The following is a 741-nucleotide window of genomic DNA, read 5'->3' as shown; positions in this document are numbered from 1 at the left end:
AGTCTGAGCAGATTTACTTTCTCAAGATATCACCATGACGAAGTATCAGACCCAATCTGTCGGGCACGTCGACACCTACGGCGCAGATGCCGAACATCGACGAATTCAAGTGCCGCTCGCTTCGGTACTGCACGTGTTCAGTGAAGGCTTCAATGTCGACGGGAACGAACTGCTGTCTTACGCTGCGACGGTGGATACCGAAACTGGCCAAGTCGTTTTTGATCTTAGGATGAAACGGAGAGGTCCGCTCGACTAAATCACACAGCGATTTATTCGTTTCATCATCCGGTTGGCAGCCGGTGTTAGGCACAGGCTGCCAACCTTTTCAACGGCAAAAAGAGTTGCTACGTTGGACCTACCGACGCAGGTGGCCACGAACACGTTCTCGAGTATCTGTTTGATCAGTGCCGGCGAGCGCGCATATCCAGTGATATAGCTGCCGAATTCGGCAATTACGACCGCCTGCTCGACTACAGCCGCGCGGTTACCGGTTCGCTGTTCTTCGTGCCGGCCGCCGATGCCGCGGCGCCGGAACCGGCGTCATTCGCACCGCATCGCGACGGCTCGCTGAAAGGCGTGCCGTCGTAACGCCCAATATTAATGAAGATCTTGTGCATAGATCCGCGTATCACGGCCCCTTGCACACGATAAATACATCCGCTTTAACGCACGCCATCAGATCATCATTGGCTCGCGAGAGGCGTAAACTAGCACCTTACCAATCCTTCTCTGACAACGACG

At 54.4% G+C, this 741-nt stretch carries 2 protein-coding genes; both read left to right on the top strand.

The window, feature by feature from the left end:
- The first annotated feature begins 109 nt into the window (after window positions 1-109).
- Window positions 110-256, top strand: coding sequence for a hypothetical protein (locus tag FXO21_RS28900; protein WP_192579381.1), 147 nt, complete (start codon window positions 110-112; stop codon window positions 254-256).
- Window positions 257-393: 137 nt separating this feature from the next.
- Window positions 394-588: a Dyp-type peroxidase domain-containing protein gene (locus tag FXO21_RS29280; RefSeq protein WP_225865931.1), complete on the top strand. Its 195-nt coding sequence runs from the start codon at window positions 394-396 to the stop codon at window positions 586-588.
- Window positions 589-741 lie beyond the last annotated feature (153 nt).

Origin of the sequence: Dyadobacter sp. UC 10 (assembly GCF_008369915.1) — a bacterium.
Taxonomy (GTDB): Bacteria; Bacteroidota; Bacteroidia; order Cytophagales; family Spirosomataceae; genus Dyadobacter.
This window is presented reverse-complemented; position numbering and strand designations above follow the sequence as displayed.